Raw genomic sequence first — 18,520 nt, 5'->3', positions numbered from 1 at the left:
GCCGACCTGCGGCGCGCGTTGCTGTCGGAAACCGCGCGGCGCGGGGTCGGGCTGCCTGCGGACTTCATGGTGCCGGGACCGCTGTGGCCGGCCGGATACGAGGCGAAAGCCACCGAACTACCTCAGTTGATGGAGTTGGGACGGTTCCCGGCGGCGTTGGCCTTGGTGAAGGCAATGCTCGACCCGGTGTTGGCCGGAGTGGCCGCCGGGCGGTGGGATCCGGCGCGGGCAACCTGGGTTGCGTAGGACGAACCACGCGAGCCGATCGATGCACACGCCGTCATCGACCTCGCGCTACTGGCCGGGACCGCCGAGGTCGTCGAATCCATCGGCAAGTGCTTCGGGAAGGACTGCGGTCCCAGCGAGACGCGAAGGGTAGCGATCGACAGGTCACCACCAAGGCTGATTGGCATGTGCCACTGCGCATCCTGGTGGTGGTCGACCATCCTCAGCGAACCGGTCGAGACGGCGCCGGACCTGGCCCGGCAACTCCTCCAGGACTGAACCATCGCATTCCCACTGAGCAGCAGGACGAAACCGCGCTTCTGATGCGCGTGCGGAGCGGGCAGGATGGCGTGGTGCTGCAGATGTCGGGGGACTTCGAGATTCACATCACCGTCAGCGGCTGGGGCGCCGAGCGGCTCGGTGCATTCGCCGCGGAGCACGGCGTGAAGTACGTGCAGATCGAGCTGGATCGCGGCACGAACGCAGTGCAGCCGATGCTCACCTTGCACGCCGACGGCACCCTCACGGAGGTGCGGCAGATCGCGGCGTCGTGGGAGGCCCGGCTGCGCCAGGAGCGCCTGATGCCGAGCCGGGTCAAGATCGAGGCGGCGCCGTGGAACGAGGGGGTGCCGCAGACCGACGCGGAAGCGTTCGGCGACCCGCTGGAGCGGTACTTCGAACATCACGTCAAGCTGCGCCTGCCCGGCGACACCGGGCGGCAGCTGTCGGCGCTGACCAAGCTCGCCGGCACGCACGACGCACGGCTGTCGCGCAACGCGCGCCGGCGGCACGAGGACGGCACGCACGAGCGGTTCGTCACCCAGCGCTGCCGGCGGGTCGGCCTCGCCACCGCACGGCAACGGCTCGACGCACTGGTCGACGACCTGCGCGCGGCCGGCCACGAGGTGCTCGACGTCGAGCAGGAGTACGTGGCTGCCGACAACAACCTAGCCCTCGACCAGGGATGGCTCGACCTGCCCCGCGACCCGTGGACCGACTGGCGGCGGTCGGCGCCGGCGGGGCGGGAGGGCTACCCTGCCACATACCGCCCGCTGGAGCCGGGTCCCGGGATGCGCCAGTCGGCGGCGTTCGACCCGGCGATGAAGCACCACCCGCACGGCTACCGGGCCGGAGAGCCCGAGTTCCTGGACGCGGACGCCGGGGCGGCCTGGCGGGCGGCCCGGTGGGCGGCGATCGAGCACCTGATCGGCCTCGTCGCGCAGGGGCCGTGGGCCGGCGACCTCGTCATGCGGGGCAGCGTGCCGTTGCGGATCCAGCTGGGTGCGGGCGCCCGCGAGCCCGGCGACCTCGACTACGTCGTGCCGCACGGCCACGACGTAGGCGACCCCCGCGCCGGGGCGCCGCTGCAGTCGCTGATCGACGCGGTCCGGGACCGGCCCGGCGCCGGCCTGACCGCCGAAGGCGTCACCGTCGAGGAGATCTGGACCTACGACCGGGTTCCCGGCCGCCGGCTCGCCTTCCCGTTCCGGGTGCCCGGCGTGCCGGCCGGCACGATCCAGGTCGACCTCGTGTTTGGCGAACACCTGCCGGTGCCGCCAGTGCCGCTGCGGGTCGGGCCGTTCGAGGTTCCCGCGGCGCCGCCCGAGCTGGCGCTGGCGTGGAAGCTGCTGTGGCTGGAGACCGACGCCTACCCGCAAGGCAAGGACCTCTACGACGCCGTGCTGCTCGCCGAGCACGGCCCGGTCGACCTGGATCTCATCCGTGCCGTGCTGCGGGAGGACCTCGGCCCCTCGGCGGACGGGTACGGCGCGGCGTCGATCGCACCGTTGGCGGTCGACTGGGCGAACTTCCTCGACGAATACCCGCAGGTCCGCGGCGACTGCGAGGAATGGAAGGAGCGGCTGTCCCGCGCGCTGGACCGGTGAGGCCGGCGGGTTCAGGGAGGGGTCGCCTGGCTCCGGTAGGCGCCGGGTGCCACGCCGGTAGCGGCCGCGAACGCGGCGTAGAACCGGCTCGTCGATCCGAAGCCGACCCTGGCGGCGATCACCGCCGGCGGCAGGCCGGTCGTGATCAGGAGCCGCTTGGCCTGTGCCACCCGGCACTCGGTCACGAAGGCGCCGATCGTCGTGCCCATGACGGTCTTGAACACCGTCATCGCCCGGCTCGCCTGAAGATGGGCGGCAGCCGCGACATCGGCGCTGGAGATCTGATCGCAGTAGCGGGCGGCGACAAAGCTGACCATGGCGGCGGCCTGGGTGACGGCCTGGACTCCGACGCCGTGGTGGCCGGCGTCGGCGCCGGGCCGGGACAGCGCCAGACGGCGCAGGCGGGCCTGGATCTCCAGTTCGGCGATCTGCCGGTGCTCCGGACCGGAGGTGAGGTCCCGGGCCCACTGTGTGAACAACGCCGGGTCCTGGCCGAGGGCAGCGGCCGAGTCGTCGACCAGCGGCCGGGCACCGAGCAGGTCGGTCAGCACCTGCTCGGGCACGCCCCAGCCGAGGAAGGTCCGCAGTGGCACGGTCAGCCAGTGGACCCGGGTGCCGGGACGGAAGTCCAGGAGCTGATGGGGCATCGTCGCCCAGAAGGCGATCACGGAGTCTTCCCGCACTTCGAGCACATCACCGCCGACGGCGTACGCGAGCCGGCCGGAGGTGACGAGGTTGACCTCGATCTCGCCGTGGCGGTGCGGCGACCGCATCGCTGTCGGCGTCCCCGACCAGCAGGCCAAGCCATATTCCGAAGCCGTGGAATCCGGGAACACGACGCGAAGATACCGGAGTTTCCGACCCGCTCCCGGACCTAGCGTCGAAGGATGTCAACGAACCTTCGACCGTCGTTCGCGCTCGATGCGGACCAGCTCGACTTCTTCGACCGCAACGGCTATCTGATGCTCCGGGGCCTGATCCCCCCGTCGACGATCGACCGGCTGCGCGTCGACTCCGAAGCCTGGATGACCGCCGGACCTGACACCGGCAACCTCGCGCCCGGCGTGAATCCCGATGATTTCGACGTCGCCCACCGCGACGGCGTCGACGTGCCGTTCCGAATCAACTATGTACACGACAAGGGCGGTGCGGCGTCCCTGGAGCTGCTCGGCTGCCCCCGACTGCTGGGCGTCGCGCAGAGCCTGGCCGGGCCGAACTTCGTGCCCACGTACGAGTCGCTGGTCTTCAAGGCGGCCGGTGACGGGGCTCCGGTGCACTGGCATCAGGACGCGACGCATCCGCGGCACTGGCGCATCGCCAACCTGGATGTCTATCTCGACGAGTCCCGGCCCGGCGAGGGCGCGTTGCGCGTGCTGCCCGGCTCCCACCGCGACGTTCCCGACCTGTGCCGGCTGGAGACCGACCACGGCTGGGATCCGCCCGGCGCCGTCGAGATCGAGGCGCACCCCGGTGACGTGCTCGTCCACGACGTCATGCTGGTCCACGGCTCGCCACGGGTCCGGGGCAACCGCCTGCGCCGCACCCTGTACTACGAGTTCCGCGCGGCTGAGCAGATCCTCGCGGAAGGGCCCTGGGACGCCGGGTGGATCGAACGCCGGATGCGGTTGATCCCGCTGGCACTGGACGCGTGGGCCCACGCCAATCCCGCCGAGCCGGTCTTCCCCTGGCAGGCAGACGAACGCTGGCGCCCGGGAGCGGGTGCGGATGCGGCGCAGGAGCTACGGATCGTGCACCAGTGGCACTCGCCCGGCAATTACTGCAGTGCCGGTGATGTCCGCCCGGCTCCCGACGAGCCTGCTGCTCCACACTGAGACCGCCAGGATCGGCTCACCGGCTCCACGAAGGGTCCGGGCGGGTGGACGGCCCGGCCGGGGCGCTCGACTCGCGCACGACCAGCTCGGGCTGGAAGACGACGTGCCGGTGCTGGTGCTGCTCGGGTTCGTTGGCCTCTTCCAGCAGGAGCTGGGTGGCCGCGCGGCCGAGCTGCTCGCGGGGCTGGCGCATCGAGGACAGCGGCACCGCCGAGGCGGCGGCGAAGTCGATGTCGTCGTAGCCGACGATCGCGACATCCTGCGGCACCCGCACCCCGCGCATGGTCATCTCCTGGAGCACGCCGAGCGCCACCAGGTCGTTGGCGCAGAAGACCGCGGTCGGCCGGATCTCGGCGGGCAGGTCGGCGAGGTGTTCGCCGGCGAGGCGGCCCGCGGCGGCGGTGAGGTTGGCGGTCGGGATGACCCGCAGCTGCTGCCCACCGGTGAGGGCCTCGCGCAGGCCGGCGTGCCGGTCGGTGACCTGCGCGAGGGTGAAGGGACCGCCGGCGAAGGCGATCCGTTCGTGGCCCTGCTCGACGAGGTGGGTGCCGGCGAGCCGGCCGCCGAGCACGTCGTCGACGGCCACCGAGCAGCGGTTGTGGCGGCCGGAGCCGCGGTCGACCAGCACCACCGGTATGCCGCGCTCGATCAGCTGGTCCAGCCGGGGGTCGACGCTGCCGTCGAGCGGGGTGATGAGCACGCCGAGCACTCGCTGCTCTTCCAGGACGTCGAGGTGGCGGCGTTCGCGGGCGGCGTCCTCACCGCTGTTGAAGATCATGATATTGACGCCGCTCTCCTCGCCCACGATCTCGGCACCGCGCAGCACGTCGGTGAAGAACGGGTTGGCCAGGTCGAGGGCGACGACGGCGATGGTCCGGCTGCGCCCGGCGCGCAGTTGCCGGGCGGAGTCGTTGCGGACGTAGCCGAGCTCGGCGATCGCCTTGAGCACCCGCTGGCGGGTGGTGGAAGCGACCATGTCGGGATGGTTGAGCACGTTGCTCACGGTGCCGATGGAGACGCCCGCCCGCCGCGCAACCTCCTTGATGCTGGTCGCCATGGCTCCTCGAGTACGTGCGGGTGTTGGAAGCGTTGAGCTTACGTCCGAGATGAAACGTGTCAACCCCGGCGACGGTTGCGACACCGGGGCCTGACCCAGCTCGCACCCCGGTCTCCGAAACGATCCATTGACAGCCCTGCAACGGGATCGTAGCGTTCGAGCCGCAAAACTTCGAAACGATTCATTTTGATCTTCAGAGGCTCGGCGTGGTGGAGGGAGGTGGGGACATGACAGCCGACAACACGTCGCCGGAAGATCCGCCGTTGCTGCACGTCGACCGGTTGACGGTGGAGTTTCCCGGGGTCCGGGCCCTGGACGGGGTGCACTTCGACGTGCGCGGTGGCGAGGTGCACGCGCTCGTGGGCGAAAACGGCGCGGGCAAGTCCACGCTGCTGAAAGTGCTCGGGGGGTTGCACCGGCCCAGTGCCGGCGAGGTCAGGCTCGGCGGTCAGCCGTACCGTCCGCGTCGGCCCGCCGACGCGTTGCACGCCGGTATCGCCGTGATCTACCAGGAGTTCAACCTCTATCCCGACCTCACGGTGGCGGAGAACGTCTACTCGGGCCGCGAGCCTTACGGCAGGTTCTCCCGCGGCATCCGCTACGCCGAGATCAACCGCCGCTCGGCCGAGCTGTTCGGCATCCTGGGCGTGCACATCGACCCGGCGGCGACCGTGGACAGCCTCACCGTTTCCGAGCAGCAGCTCGTCGAGATCGCCAAGGCGCTGTCGGTGGACGGACGCATCATCGTGATGGACGAGCCGACCGCGGCGCTGTCCGCCGACGAGGCCACCCGGCTGCTGGACGTCGTGCGGCGGCTGCGCTCCGAGGGACGCAGCGTCGTCTATGTCAGCCACCGCCTGGACGAGGTCTTCGCCGTCGCCGACCGGGTCACGGTGCTGCGCGACGGCCGGCACGTGCGCACCGCGGCGCTGGCCGACACCGACCCGGACGAACTGGTCCGGCTGATGGTGGGCCGCGACATCGCCGCGGCGGCGCCGCGGGCCGGGGTCGCCGGCGACGAAGTGGTGCTCGACCTCGCCGGGGTGAGCGCGGGGCGGCAGTTGCGCGACGTGTCGTTGACCGTGCGCGCCGGCGAGATCGTCGGCATCGGCGGCGTGGCGGGAGCCGGCCAGCCCGAGGTGTCGCAGGTCATCTTCGGCGCGTTGCCGATCACCGCCGGCACCATGACCTTCGACGGCGCGCCGTACCGCCCCGGGAGCCCGGCGGACGCGATGGCGGCCGGCATCGGCTTCCTGCACGAGGATCGCAAGGCCGCGGGCCTGCTGCCCGACCTGTCGGTGCGGGACAACCTCACCATCTCGGTGCTGGGCCGGCTGCGGCACGCGCTCACCCGGCTGCTGTCACCGGCGGCGCAGGCCGGCGTCTTCGCCGACTACCGCAACCGGCTGGCCATCCGCACGACCGGCCCGGACCAGCTCATCGGCCAGCTCTCCGGCGGCAACCAGCAGAAGGTCCTGCTCGGCCGGGCGTTGGCGCCCGGTGGCCGGCTGCTGATCCTCAACGAGCCGACCCGGGGCGTCGACATCGGCGCCAAGTTCGAGATCCACCAGCTGATCAACGAGCTGACCGCCGACGGTGCCGCCGTGCTCATGATCTCCAGTGATCTGCCCGAGCTGCTGGGGATCAGTGACCGGGTCTACGTGCTGGCCGGTGGCCAGGTGGTCGGGCACCTGACCGGCGCCGACCTGACCGAGGAGAACGTCATCATGTGCGCCACCACCGAGCGTCGGATCTTCTCGCCGGCGGGCGTCTGATGTCCGCCGCGCTGCGCAAGGCCCCGCTGGTCGTCCCGCTGCTGCTGGTCGTGCTGTTCCTGGCACTGCGCACCGACAGCTTCCTGTCCGGTGGCAACATCGAGAACGTCCTGGTCAACGCGGCCATCGTGGCGGTTCCGGGGCTGGCGATGACCTTCTGCCTGGCGATGGGAGAGTTCGACCTGTCGGTCGGCTCGACGGTCTCGCTGGCCGCGGTGGTCTGCTGCTCGGCGATCATCGACGGGGTGCCGGTGCTGCTGGCGATGCTGCTGGCACTGCTGGCCGGCGCGCTGATCGGCCTGGTCAACGGGATGGTGGTCACCAAGCTCGGCGTGACACCGTTCATCGCCACCCTGGCCACCCTGGTCATCGTGCGGGGGCTGGCGCTGGCGTACACCGACGGTCACGACCAGATCGTCAGCTCGCCGGCCTTGAAGTACCTGGTCGGTGGCCGGCCCCTGGGGGTACCCATGCCGATCCTGCTGGCCGTGCTGGCCACCGCCCTGGCCTGGTGGAGCATCAACCGGACGAGGTTCGGCCGCTGGGTCTGCGCAGTGGGCTCCAACCGCGAGGCGGCCCGGGTCTCCGGCCTGCCGGTCGACCGGATCAGGATCGCGATCTACGTGCTGGTCGGCACCGCCGGCGGGTTCTGGGGCCTGCTGATCGCCAGCCAGCTGCAGAAGGGCAACGGGCAGCTGGGCCTGGGCTTCGAGCTGGACGCGATCACCGTGGTGGTGCTCGGCGGCACGGCACTGCTCGGCGGTCGCGCCTCGGTCCTGGGCACCGTGCTGGCCGCGGTGCTCATCGAGACCATTCGCAACGGGCTCAACCTGCTCAACACGCCGCCGGCCTACCAGCGCATCAGTGTCGGGCTGCTGCTCATCGCCGCGCTCGCACTGCTCGGACTGCGCCGGCGGGTCACCGCCGGCCCGGCCACCGTCCCCGCTGCCGTGAAGGAGGCTGTCGTATGAGCACCGACACGCAGACGCCCAAGCCGGCCCGGAGCGCCCCGGCCTCCCGCGCGGACCGTGCCGGTCGGCCGACACTGGGCAAACTGTGGGACACCTGGGGAATCACCGCGATCCTGGCGCTGCTGCTGGCGGCGACCCCCCTCGTCGCCCCGGACTTCCTCGAGTTCTCAAACCTGCAGTCGGTGCTGCGGGAGAGCGCCTACCTGGGGATCGTGGCCGCCGGCATGACCTTCGCCATCGCCAGTGGCGCGTTCGACCTCTCGGTCGGCGGGCAGCTGGCCCTGGTCAGCGTGGTGACCCTGATCGGCTATTCGGCCGGCGGCACGGCGCTGGCCGTGGCCGCCGCGGTGGCGACGGGCCTGGCCTGCGGCCTGGTCAACGCCGGTCTGATCACCGGGCTGCGGGTGCCGCCGTTCGTGGCCACCCTCGGGACGCTGTTCGTCTTCCGTGGCGTGGCGTACATCCTCACCCAGGACGGGCCGAAGACGCTGCCGTACGACCAGATCGGTTCGCCGTTCGTCAAGATCGGCGGGTTGAACGTGGCCGGCATCCCGTTGCCGTTCGTCATCATGCTGGTCGTCTACGGCGCCGCCTGGCTGCTGTTGCGCCGCACCGCGACCGGCCGGCGGATCCTGTCCTACGGCTCGTCGCCCGCGGCCGCCAGGTTCTGCGGCATCTCCGAGACCCGGATCAGGATCTTCGTCTTCGCCCTGGTCGGGGTGAGCGTCGGCATCGCGGCGCTGACCTACATCACCCGGGTCTGGACCGCCGACGGCTCGGCGCAGGACGGATTCGAGCTCAAGGTGATCGCCGCGGTGGTGCTCGGTGGCACCAGCCTCAAAGGCGGCAAGGGCACGCTGATCGGGACCTTCTCGGCGGTCCTGCTGGTCAGCGTCCTCAACGACATGCTCGTCAGCCAGGGTGTCCCATCGGCATACCAGCGCATCGTGCTGGGTTGCGTGCTGATCGTCGCCCTGACCATCGACGGGCTGCGGACCCGCTTCGCCGCGCCGGGATCGTTCCGGCGGGCGCTGTCGGTTCTGGTTCAACGGCCTTCACCCGTGGACGGCGCCTGACGATCGGCGCCGATGGCCGCAGCACTACCGTTCGGTTCGAGTTGAAACGTTCAAACACACCCCCGTAGGACACTCGAAAGGAACCTCCACGATGCGCAAGATGGGCCTCCTCCCGATCGCCCTCGCCGCCGCGCTGGTCATGGCGGGCTGCTCCGACTCCAATGCGACCGACCCGAAAACCGCCGGCAAGGACGACAAGGTCGTCGTCGGGTTCTCGGTCTACGACATGCAGTACGAGTTCTTCCAGAAGATGGAGGCCGGCACCCGCGCCGCCGCCACCGCCAAGGGCTGGGAGTTCAAGCTGCACGACGAGAAGAGCGACGAGAACGAGATGGTCACCGGCGCCCAGGCGCTGATCGACCAGGGCGTGGACGTGCTGATCATCAGCCCGTTCAAGCCGAGCGCGCTCGGACCGATCATCGCCAAGGCGAAGGCCAAGGGCGTGCCGGTCATCGTCGACGACATCGGCGGCGGCGGCGCGCCGTACGACGCGATCGTGATCTCCGACAACGCCGGCGGTGGCAAGCTCGCCGCCGACTACATGGTCAAGCAGATCGCCGCCAACAACAAGACCAGCAAGAACGTCGCCTCGATCACCTGCGAGCCGTCCGCGGTCTACGCCGCCCGGCGCAACGCCGGTTTCAAGGAGGCCATCGAGAAGGCCGGCTTCAAGGTCGTCGCCGAGCTCTCGGGCAACTCCAAGGCCGAAGAGGGCTACAAGGTCATGAAGGACATCCTCGCCAAGAACCCTGACGTGGCCGGCGTGTTCTCGTGCAACGACCCGATGGGTGTCGCCGCGGCCAACGCGATCAAGGACGCCGGCAAGAACCCGGTCACCGACATCGTCTCCGTCGGCTTCAACGCCGACCCGGAGGCGATCACCGCCATCAAGGCCGGTGGCCTGGCCGCGACCGTGGCACAGGACCCCAAGGCGATGGGCGAGCTGACCGTCAAGCTGGCCGAGCAGGCCATCAAGAAGCAGGCGATCACCTTCAGCAACCCGGCCGAGCGTGAGGTCTTCAACCCGGTTGCCCTGATCACCAAGGAAAACGCCGACACGGTCAAGTAACCCGGCGGGTCCGGCGGGCGGGCGCCAGCCAAGCACCCGCCCGCCGGGCCCTCTCGAGCCCTTCGGCGCACTACAGGAGAGATTGATGACCGACCACGCCGCTGTTATCGCCGCCGTCGCGGCCATGCGCATCGAGACGCCCTCGTGGGCGTACGGCAACTCCGGAACGAGATTCAAGGTGTTCGCCCAGTCCGGCGTGCCCCGCGACGCCTATGAGAAGGTGGCGGACGCCGCGATGGTGCACCGGCTCACCGGGGCCGCGCCCAGCGTCGCGTTGCACATCCCGTGGGACGCCGTCGACGACTATGCCGACCTCGCCCGGTTCGCCGCGGCCGAGGGCATCGCGATCGGCGCCATCAACCCCAACGTCTTCCAGGACAACGACTACAAGCTGGGCAGCGTCTGCCATCCCGACGCCGGGGTCCGCCGCAAGGCGATCGACCACCTGCTGGAGTGCGTCGACATCATGGACGCCACCGGCTCGACGATCCTGTCGGTATGGCTGGCCGACGGCACCAACTACGCCGGCCAGGACTCGATCGCGGCCCGGCAGGACCGGCTGGCCGACGCCCTGAGCGAGGTCTACGACCGCCTCGGCGACGGCCAGCGGATGCTGGTGGAGTACAAGCTGTTCGAGCCGCACTTCTACTCGATGGACCTGCCGGACTGGGGCACCTCCTATGCGCACTGCGTGGCGCTGGGTGACAAGGCGCAGGTCCTGGTCGACACCGGCCACCACGCGCCGGGCACCAACATCGAGTTCCTGGTCAGCGTGCTGCTGCGGTTCGGCAAGCTCGGTGGGTTCCACTTCAACAGCCGCAACTACGCGGACGACGATCTCATGGTCGGCGCCGCTGATCCCTTCCAGCTGTTCAGGATCGCCCACGAGCTGGTGCGCGCCGACGCGATCCGCCCCGAGGCCGAGGTGGCCTTCATGCTCGACCAGTGCCACAACCTCGAGGCGAAGGTGCCGGCGCTGATCCGTTCGGTGCTCAACGTGCAGGAGGCGGTCGCCAAGGCGCTGCTGGTCGACGCCGACGCACTGGCCGCCGCACAGCGGTCCGGCGACGTGCTCGGCGCGCACGCGGTGCTGATGGACGCGTTCGCCGGCGACGTGCGGCCGTTGCTCGCCCAGATGCGGGTCGAGCAGGGTCTGGACCCGGATCCGGTCGCGGCCTACCACCGGTCCGGCTACCAGCAGAAGATCGAATCCGACCGTGTCGGTGGCCAGCAGGCCGGATGGGGAGCCTGACCTGATGAGCAACTCCCCCGCCGAGCTCGTCGCCCGGTCCAACCGGCTGGGCGCCGACCCGCGCAACACCAACTTCGCCGGCGGCAACACCTCGGCGAAGGGCACCGACGTCGACCCCGTGACCGGCAAGGACGTCGAGCTGCTGTGGGTCAAGGGATCCGGTGGCGACCTGGGCACCCTGACCGAGGCCGGCCTCGCCGTGCTGCGCCTGGACCGGGTCCGGGCCCTGGTCGACGTGTACCCGGGGGTCGAGCGCGAGGACGAGATGGTCGCCGCATTCGACTACTGCCTGCACGGCAGGGGCGGCGCCGCCCCGTCGATCGACACCGCGATGCACGGTCTCGTCGACGCCGCGCACGTCGACCACCTGCACCCCGACGCCGGGATCGCGTTCGCCACCGCCGCCGACGGGCCGGCCCGCACGGCCGAGTGCTTCGGCGACCGGGTGCGGTGGGTGCCCTGGCGGCGGCCCGGATTCCAGCTGGGACTCGACATCGCCGAGATCCGCCGCGCGCATCCGGAGGCGATCGGCGTCATCCTCGGCGGGCACGGCATCACCGCCTGGGGCGAGACCAGCGCCGAGTGCGAAGCGCACGCGCTGGAGATCATCGAGACGGCCGACCGGTTCATCCGGGCCCACGGCAGGCCCGAGCCGTTCGGCCCGGTGCTGCCCGGCTACGAGCCGCTGCCCCCGGCCGAGCGCCGCGAACGGGCCGCTCAGCTGGCGCCGGTGCTGCGCGGTCTGGCCTCGACCGACCGCCCGCAGGTCGGTCACTTCACCGACAGCGACGAGGTGCTGGACTTCGTCTCCCGCCGTGAGCACCCGCGGCTGGCGGCGCTGGGCACCTCGTGCCCCGATCACTTCCTGCGCACCAAGGTCGCCCCGATGGTGCTGGACCTGCCGCCGACCGCGCCGCTGGCCGACACCGTCGCCCGCCTGCGCGAGCTGCACGCCGCGTACCGCAAGGACTACGCCGGGTACTACCACCGGCACGCGGACGCCGATTCGCCGGCGATGCGCGGTGCCGATCCGGCGGTCGTGCTGGTGCCGGGCGTCGGCATGTTCACCTTCGGCGCCACCAAGCAGACCGCCCGGGTGGCCGGCGAGTTCTACGTCAACGCCATCAACGTGATGCGCGGCGCGGAGGCGCTGTCGTCCTACGCGCCGATCGACGAGAGCGAGAAGTTCCGCATCGAGTACTGGGCGCTCGAAGAGGCGAAACTGGCCCGGCTGCCCAAACCCAAACCACTGGCGGCGCGGATCGCGCTGGTCACCGGCGCCGGGTCGGGCATCGGCCGGGCCATCGCGCACCGCCTGGCGGCCGAAGGCGCCTGCGTGGTCGTCGCCGACCGCGACACCGCCGCCGCCGACCGGGTGGCCACCGAGCTCGGCGGGCCCGACGTCGCGGTCGCGGTGACCGCCGACGTCACCGACCCGGCCGCGGTCGGCGGGATGGTCCGGGCGGCCGCGCTGGCCTTCGGCGGCGTGGACCTGGTGGTCAACAACGCCGGCCTGTCGGTCTCCAAACCGCTGCTGGAGACCACCGAGGCCGACTGGGACCTGCAGCACGACGTGATGTCCAAGGGCTCGTTCCTGGTCGCCCAGCACGGCGCCCGGCTGATGATCGAGCAGGGGATGGGCGGCGACATCGTCTACATCGCCAGCAAGAACAGCGTCTTCGCCGGGCCGAACAACGTCGCCTACAGCGCCGCGAAGGCGGCCCAGGCGCACCAGGTCCGGCTGCTCGCGGCCGAGCTCGGCGAGCACGGCATCAAGGTCAACGGCATCAACCCCGACGGCGTCGTGCGCGGCTCCGGCATCTTCGCCGGTGGTTGGGGCGCCCAGCGGGCCGCCGTCTACGGGGTTCCCGAGACCGAGCTCGGTGCCTACTATGCCCAGCGCACCCTCCTCAAACGGGAGGTGCTGCCCGAGCACGTCGCCAACGCGGTGTTCGTGCTCACCGCCGGCGAGCTGGCGCACACCACCGGCCTGCACATCCCCGTGGACGCGGGTGTCGCCGCCGCGTTCCTGCGCTGAACCGATCCTGAGGAGCGTAGCCAATGACCGCCACCGATTCGCCATCCGTCCTGCTCGAAAGGGTGCCGGCCCGGCCGGTGCGGGTCGGCCTCGTCGCCGGCGGGCTGGGCGCCTACTGGCCCCAGTTCCCGGAGCTGCTGCCCCAGTTGCAGGACAGCGCCCGGGTGGTGAGCCGACGCCTGTCGGGCATCGGCGCCCAGGTGACCGACGTCGGGTTCATCTCCGACGCGCCCGAGGCGGCGCGGGCCGGCGAGCAGCTGCGGGTGGCCGGCTGCGACGTCGTCGTGATCTTCATGACCACGTACATGACGGCCAGCATGGTCCTGCCGATCGCGCAGCGGGTCGGCGCGCCGGTGCTGTTCATCAACCTGCAGCCGACCGAGGCGATGGACCATCCGGCGATGACCACCGGCACCTGGCTGGCCTACTGCGGGGCGTGCCCGCTGCCCGAGGTGGCCAACGCGCTGCACCGGTCGGGGATCGAGTTCCGCTCGGTGTCGGGGTACCTCGCCGACGAGCAGGCCTGGGAGAAGATCCTGCGGTGGGTGCGCGCCGCCGGTGTCCGGGGCTCGCTGCGCGACTCCCGCCACGGTCTGATGGGGCACCTGTATCCCGGCATGCTCGACGTGTCCACCGACCTGACCATGGTCAGCGCCCAGTTCGGCGGGCACATCGAGGTGCTGGAGGTCGACGACCTGCGGGTCCGGGTGGCCGCGGTGAAGCCGGCGCAGGTCGCCGACAAACTGGAGCAGGCCCGGCAGGTCTTCGAGATCACCGACAGCGTGGTGGACGAGGACCTGCAGTGGGCGGCGACCGTCGCCTGCGGGCTCGACGCCCTGGTCGCCGACTTCGGGCTGGACTCGCTGGCCTACTACCACCGGGGGCTGGAGGGCGAGCTGCACGAGCGGCTCGGCGCCGGCCTGATCCTGGGCGCGTCGCTGCTGACCGCCCGGGGCCTCCCCGCGGTGGGCGAGTATGAGCTGCGCACCAGCCTGGCGATGCTGATGATGGACCGGCTCGGGGGCGGGGGCAGCTTCACCGAGCTGCAGGCGCTCAACTTCCGCGACGGCGTCGTCGAGATGGGCCACGACGGGCCCGGCCACCTCGCGATCAGCGACAGCCGGCCCCTGCTGCGCGGCCTGGGGGTCTACCACGGCAAGCGTGGCTGGGGTGTGTCGGTGGAGTTCGCGGTCGCGCCCGGCCCGGTCACGGTGTTCGGCGTCGGCCAGCGCCGGGACGGCCGCTACGTCTTCGTCGCCTCCGAGGGGACCGTGGTGACCGGACCGCTGATGCGGATCGGCAACACCACCTCGCGCGTCGACTTCGGCTGCCACCCCGGCGAGTGGACCGACCGGTGGAGCGCCAGCGGGGTCGGGCACCACTGGGCGCTGGGCACCGGGCACCGGGTGGCCGACCTGCGCTGCCTCGCCGAGCTGCTCGACATCGACCTCGTCGTCGTCGCACCGTGAACCAGGCGAGTGTCGCCGCGGTCGATCTCGGTGCGTCCAGCGGCCGGGTGATGCTGGCCCGCGTCGGCCCCGACGTGCTGGAACTGACCGAGGCGCACCGCTTCGCCAACCGGCCGATCCGGGTCGGCCCGACCCTGCACTGGGACGTCCTGGGCCTCTACCAGGGCGTCCTGGACGGGCTGCGGACGGCCGGACGGACCGGCGCGGGACTGCACAGCGTGGGGATCGACTCCTGGGCCGTCGACTACGGGCTGCTCGACGCGACCGGCGCCCTGATCGGCAACCCGGTCTGCTACCGCGACAGCCGCACCGACGGCGTGATGGACCGGGTGCTGGACCAGCTGGGAGCGGCGCGGCTGTATGCCGGCACCGGGCTGCAGAACCTGCCGTTCAACACCATCTTCCAGCTGGTCAGCGCGGCCGGCACACCCGCCGCGCGGACGGCCCGGCGGATGCTGCTGCTGCCCGACCTGATCGCGTACTGGCTCACCGGCGAGCAGACCTCCGAGATCACCAACGCGTCGACCACGCAGCTGCTCGACGCCCGTTCCGGTGGATGGTCCGCCGACCTGATCGCGGACCTCGGCCTGGACCCGGGGCTGTTCGCGCCGCTGTGCCGGCCCGGTGACCGGATCGGCGAGCTGACCGCGCCGGTGTGCGCCGAGATCGGCCTGCCGGGTCCGGTGCCGGTGATCGCGGTCGGCTCGCACGACACGGCGTCCGCGGTGGTGGCGGTCCCGGCGCGCGGCGACCGCTTCGCCTACATCTCCTGCGGCACCTGGTCACTGGTCGGCGTGGAGCTGGCCGCGCCGGTGCTCACCGACGCCAGCCGGCAGGCCAACTTCACCAACGAGACCGGCGTCGACGGCACCGTGCGCTACCTGCGCAACGTGATGGGGCTGTGGCTGCTGCAGGAGGCGATCCGCGGCTGGCAGGCCGACGGCTCCACGGTGGACCTCGAGGCGCTGCTGGGCCGGGCGGCGGCCGAGCCGGCGCTGCGCAGCGTGGTGGACCCGGACGACCCGGTGTTCCTGTCGCCGGGCGACATGCCGGCGCGGATCGACGAATGGTGCCGGCGGACCGGCCAGCCGGTGCCGTCGTCGCGGGCCGCGACGGTGCGCTGCATCATGGACAGCCTCGCCGTCGCCCACGCCCGGGCCGTCCGGCAGGCCCAGCACCTGGCCGGCACCACGGTCGACGTGGTGCACATCGTCGGTGGCGGGGCCCGCAACGAACTGCTGTGCCAGCTCACCGCCGACGCGTGCGGCCTGCCGGTGACGGCCGGCCCGGTCGAGGCCACCGCGCTGGGCAACGCACTGGTGCAGGCCAGGGCGCTCGGCGCGGTGCACGGCGAGCTGGACGACCTCCGCCGGCTGCTCACCCGGCACCTGCCGGTGCGGCACTTCCAGCCGCGGCCGGAGACCCGCGGGGACTGGGCCGGCGCCGAGGCCCGGCTGCACGCCTGACGTCAAACGGCGAAGGACCGGGACGCTGTCGGCAGCGTCCCGGTCCGTCCATGTGCCGCGCCGGACCTTACGGGGTCAGGTAGCAGGACTTCGCGATGCCGAACGCCGGGTCACCGCCGAACGCCGCCGCGGTGCACGCCGTGCCGCCGGTGAACGAGCGGTACGCGTACTGCCCGGCCGCGCCGTAGGCCACCGTGCGGAAGCCGCCGAACGAGCACGTGCCGCCCTCGCCGGAGCACGTGGTGCCGAAGCCGGCCGGTGCGCCGCCGCGCACGTAGCAACCCTTCACCACCCCGTCGACCGGGTCGCCGAACGTCGCGTTGTCGCAGGCGATCGAGCCGGTGCTCCACCGGGTGCCGAACGCGCCGCGGGCGCCGTAGATCACCCGCTGACCGCCGCTGACCGTGCACGTGCCGCCCTCGCCGGCGCAGGAGGTGTACCCGGGCGGCGCGCCGGCCGGGGGCAGGTAGCACGCCTTGGCCACGCCCGGGATCGGGTCCACCCCGCCGAACGCCGCCAGACCGCAGGCCGCGCCGCCGCTGAGCTTGCGGTGCACGAACGCGCCGTTCGCGCCGTAGGCCACCACGTTCGACCCGCTGAACGCGCAACTGCCGCCCTCGCTCCCGCACTGGGTCCAGCCGCTCGGGCCGCCCAGCGGGGCGACGTAGCACGACTTGAGCACCCCCACCGCCGGGTCGCCACCGAACGCCGCGATGCCGCACGCGGTGCTGCCCCCGGTCCTGTACGCGTAGGCGCCCGCGCCGTAGGCGACCCGGCGCGTCGCGGTGAAGGTGCAGGTGGCCCCTTCACCGGCGCAACTGGTCCAGCCCGCGGGCAGTTCGTCGGACACCAGCGCCGGGGTGGCGCTGACCTCGGTGGAGAACTTGAGGTCCCGGCCGTTCTCGGCGGTGAACGAGCCGCCGGCGCTGGTGCTGTACGACTCGACGCCGCCCGCGTACGGGTTCCCGTCGTTGTACTCCCAGCCGTAGCAGCCGCTGGTGGTGGCGGAGTGCGCCCGGAGCAGGTACTGGTGCCCGGCGGTGACGGTGATGCCCGGTCGCGCGGTGATGCCGGTCGGCGCCCACGGCACGGTGTTCACCGCGAACGTGGACCGGCCCAGCAGCACGCCGTTGGCCGCGTCCACCACGTCGAGGAGCAGCGGGGCGTTGGGCTTGCCGCTCTGGAAGCTCGTGACCGAGGCCGCGCTGAGCGTGCCGGTGCGCGACGGCGTGAAGCTCTGCTGCCGCCACACGGTGCCGGCGATGTCGCAGTAGTGCCGGAACCCGTCGAAGCCGCTGCGCTGGTCGAGGTCCGGCGGGTTGAGATAGGCGCCGCCGCTGCCCGGCAGGGAGATGGTGAACGAGTTGACGCACTGGATGTCCTGCAGCGTGCCGGCGCCGTCGAACGTCATCGGCCCGATGTAGAGGTTGGCCAGGGACTCGTTGGGCGCCCGGTTGTTCCAGCGGTCGGACACGAAGTAGTACCCGGTGCTGCCGTCGGCGTGCACGATCGGCAGGCTTGCCAGGGGCTGGCCGCCGCAGTTGGTGGCGTTGACGATCCGGGACCGCCAGCGCGGCTGCGGCCGGTTGTCGTTGAAGTTCCAGCCGTTGGGGTCGTACCACCGGCCGTTCCACGCGCCCAGCATCGAGGTCGCCGTCATCTCGCCGGTCTCGCCCGAGCAGTACGCACAGGTCGGGTCGGACATCAACGCGTGGTAGACGCCGTTGCGCTTGAAGACGGTGAACCCCTCGACGTTGCCCAGCCCGAGCCGGACGTACGCGCCGGTGGTGTTGAGGTAGTCGGGGGTGAGCTGCTCCACCACCATGTCGGCGGTGTCGCCGGCGGGCACCTGGACGGTGTTGTGGATGACGTAGGCGGTGCCGTCGTCGTCCAGGTACAGCGCCTCGTCGACGGCACCGCCGACCGCGAGGTTCGGGTCGGGCTGCCGCGTGAACAGCCCGGTCGGCGTGCCGCTGGTGTAGACGAGGTAGTGCCCGCCGCCGTCGGCCCACAGCACGTACTTCGCGGTCGCCGCGTTGTAGATGACGTGCGGCCGGAAGCAGTACCCGCAGGCGTCCGGGGCCACGACGTATCCGCGGTCGGTCCAGTGCGCCAGGTCCGGCGAGCTGTACACCTTGAACCCGCAGAAGTTCGAGTTGTGCTGGTACTCGTACCCGCACGAATAGCTGGTGCCGTACAGGTAGAACGTGTTGCCCACCTGGATCAGCGAACCGTCGTGCGCGTCGAGCGAGTTGCCGGCGACGTCGAACCGGCTGAGCTGGTTGCCGGCGGCGTCGCTGTTGGCGATGGTCGTGGTGACGTCGGCGTGTGCCGGCCCGGCCACCACCAGCGACGCGACGAGGACGAGCAGGGCGGCGACGGCCACCCGCAGGCGATGGGTCAT

Annotated in this window: 14 protein-coding genes; 10 read left to right on the top strand and 4 right to left on the bottom strand. The window is 71.4% G+C overall.

Annotated elements, in window-relative coordinates:
• Positions 1-122: 122 nt before the first annotated feature.
• A complete protein-coding gene (locus Dsi01nite_RS07505) occupies positions 123-611 on the bottom strand; it encodes a hypothetical protein (RefSeq protein ID WP_203845296.1) in 489 nt (162 codons plus the stop codon).
• On the opposite strand from Dsi01nite_RS07505, the gene Dsi01nite_RS07500 reads away from it, so the two are divergent.
• A complete protein-coding gene (locus Dsi01nite_RS07500) occupies positions 588-2,111 on the top strand; it encodes a nucleotidyl transferase AbiEii/AbiGii toxin family protein (RefSeq protein WP_203845295.1) in 1,524 nt (507 codons plus the stop codon). The genes Dsi01nite_RS07505 and Dsi01nite_RS07500 overlap by 24 nt on opposite strands.
• Positions 2,112-2,122: 11 nt before the next feature.
• On the opposite strand, the gene Dsi01nite_RS07495 is transcribed toward Dsi01nite_RS07500, so the two are convergent.
• Positions 2,123-2,884 carry a helix-turn-helix domain-containing protein gene (locus tag Dsi01nite_RS07495; protein ID WP_203845294.1) on the bottom strand — a complete coding sequence of 254 codons (762 nt, stop codon included), beginning with the start codon at positions 2,882-2,884 and terminating at the stop codon, positions 2,123-2,125.
• A gap of 114 nt (positions 2,885-2,998) precedes the next feature.
• Between Dsi01nite_RS07495 and Dsi01nite_RS07490 the strand changes: the two genes are divergently transcribed.
• Positions 2,999-3,943, top strand: coding sequence for a phytanoyl-CoA dioxygenase family protein (locus Dsi01nite_RS07490; RefSeq protein WP_203845293.1), 945 nt, complete (start codon positions 2,999-3,001; stop codon positions 3,941-3,943).
• A 16-nt stretch (positions 3,944-3,959) separates the two neighbouring features.
• On the opposite strand, the gene Dsi01nite_RS07485 is transcribed toward Dsi01nite_RS07490, so the two are convergent.
• Positions 3,960-5,000, bottom strand: a complete 1,041-nt coding sequence (locus Dsi01nite_RS07485) for a LacI family DNA-binding transcriptional regulator (protein ID WP_203845292.1) — start codon at positions 4,998-5,000, stop codon at positions 3,960-3,962.
• Positions 5,001-5,227: 227 nt separating this feature from the next.
• Here Dsi01nite_RS07485 and Dsi01nite_RS07480 point away from each other — a divergent pair, with 227 nt between their 5' ends.
• The 8 genes from Dsi01nite_RS07480 (at position 5,228) to Dsi01nite_RS07445 (ending at position 16,116) form a co-directional block, all read left to right on the top strand.
• Positions 5,228-6,775 carry a sugar ABC transporter ATP-binding protein gene (locus Dsi01nite_RS07480; protein ID WP_203845291.1) on the top strand — a complete coding sequence of 516 codons (1,548 nt, stop codon included), beginning with the start codon at positions 5,228-5,230 and terminating at the stop codon, positions 6,773-6,775.
• Positions 6,775-7,746, top strand: a complete 972-nt coding sequence (locus Dsi01nite_RS07475; protein ID WP_203845290.1) for an ABC transporter permease — start codon at positions 6,775-6,777, stop codon at positions 7,744-7,746. Before Dsi01nite_RS07480 ends, Dsi01nite_RS07475 begins: the two co-directional genes overlap by 1 nt.
• Entirely contained in the window at positions 7,743-8,822 is a 1,080-nt protein-coding gene (locus tag Dsi01nite_RS07470) for an ABC transporter permease (RefSeq protein WP_203845289.1), read from the top strand. Before Dsi01nite_RS07475 ends, Dsi01nite_RS07470 begins: the two co-directional genes overlap by 4 nt.
• Before the next feature lie 100 nt (positions 8,823-8,922).
• Entirely contained in the window at positions 8,923-9,891 is a 969-nt protein-coding gene (locus Dsi01nite_RS07465; protein ID WP_203845288.1) for a substrate-binding domain-containing protein, read from the top strand.
• An 85-nt stretch (positions 9,892-9,976) separates the two neighbouring features.
• On the top strand, positions 9,977-11,143 hold the full coding sequence (gene rhaI / locus Dsi01nite_RS07460) for an L-rhamnose isomerase (RefSeq protein ID WP_203845287.1): 1,167 nt from the start codon (positions 9,977-9,979) through the stop codon (positions 11,141-11,143).
• 4 nt (positions 11,144-11,147) lie between these two features.
• Entirely contained in the window at positions 11,148-13,181 is a 2,034-nt protein-coding gene (locus tag Dsi01nite_RS07455) for a bifunctional aldolase/short-chain dehydrogenase (RefSeq protein WP_203845286.1), read from the top strand.
• A 23-nt stretch (positions 13,182-13,204) separates the two neighbouring features.
• Positions 13,205-14,650, top strand: coding sequence for an L-fucose/L-arabinose isomerase family protein (locus tag Dsi01nite_RS07450; RefSeq protein ID WP_203845285.1), 1,446 nt, complete (start codon positions 13,205-13,207; stop codon positions 14,648-14,650).
• On the top strand, positions 14,647-16,116 hold the full coding sequence (locus tag Dsi01nite_RS07445; protein ID WP_239135752.1) for a rhamnulokinase: 1,470 nt from the start codon (positions 14,647-14,649) through the stop codon (positions 16,114-16,116). Before Dsi01nite_RS07450 ends, Dsi01nite_RS07445 begins: the two co-directional genes overlap by 4 nt.
• Positions 16,117-16,183: 67 nt before the next feature.
• Here the strand turns inward: Dsi01nite_RS07445 and Dsi01nite_RS07440 are convergent, their stop codons facing one another.
• Positions 16,184-18,520, bottom strand: coding sequence for a family 43 glycosylhydrolase (locus tag Dsi01nite_RS07440; RefSeq protein ID WP_203845284.1), 2,337 nt, complete (start codon positions 18,518-18,520; stop codon positions 16,184-16,186).

This window comes from Dactylosporangium siamense (genome assembly GCF_016862795.1).
Taxonomy (GTDB): Bacteria; Actinomycetota; Actinomycetes; order Mycobacteriales; family Micromonosporaceae; genus Dactylosporangium; species Dactylosporangium siamense.
This window is presented reverse-complemented; position numbering and strand designations above follow the sequence as displayed.